General features: G+C 40.9%; 1 protein-coding gene. It reads left to right on the top strand.

The features are described 5' to 3' along the window. Window positions 1-100 precede the first annotated feature (100 nt). The coding region (locus tag AC3G7N_RS20650) for a site-2 protease family protein (protein WP_489424042.1) at window positions 101-940 on the top strand (840 nt) is incomplete at its 3' end.

Genomic DNA, 940 nt, shown 5'->3' with positions numbered 1-940 from the left:
AACCAGCTCAAGATAACAATGGGACAGTAGGGACAGGTTCCTTGTCCCGCCCTTTGGTGGGACGAGGAACCTGTCCCCAAGTCCCGCAACTTGTGTTAAAATGAAGGAAAAGTTGATTGGGGAGTCTTTGATGGCAACTACTGCTGAAGAGAAATCAAATAAAGGTTTATGGGGATGGCTTGCTGTAATTGGGGTCTTCCTGCTTACAAAGGCCAAGTGGCTGCTAGTCCTTTTAAAGGTGGGCAAGTTTGCTACTTTAGCCTCGATGTTCATATCGCTTTGGGCTTATGCAGTATTTTATGGATGGAAATTTGCGATTGCGCTTGTGTATTTAATTTTTGTTCACGAAATGGGGCACCTTGTTGCTGCCAAAATGAAAAGGATCCCGACCAGTCCAGCAATTTTCATTCCGTTTTTAGGGGCAGCAATTGGAATTGACCCGAAAAAAATTAAAAATGCAAAGACCGAATTTTTTGTAGCTTACGGCGGTCCTTTGGCGGGCTTAATTTCTATATTACCAGCAATTGCTCTTTACATAATAACGAACGACCCTTACTGGGCTCTCGTGATCCAATTAGGAGCACTTATTAATTTGTTCAATCTTTTTCCTGTATCCCCGCTTGATGGCGGGCGGATTGTAAGTGTGTTGTCAACAAAAATATGGTTAATTGGGCTAATCATTCTGATTCCAATCATTTTTATCTCACCGGACCCAATCCTTATGCTGATCTTTATTTTTGGTCTAGTTACATGGTGGAAGCAGTTTAAAGAGAATACAAACGAGGAGGTCATGAAGCACGAGGAACAAGTTTTAATTGAAATAAATCATGATTTTCAAAGCTTAACTCAGAATGATTCAGGGACAAGTAATGCTCAATATACTAGTTTAGTCAACAAACTTACCTATCAAAAGGACCAGGTCAATCATTTCCTCAAGAAC

It is taken from the genome of Virgibacillus carmonensis (assembly GCF_057836705.1).
This window is presented reverse-complemented; position numbering and strand designations above follow the sequence as displayed.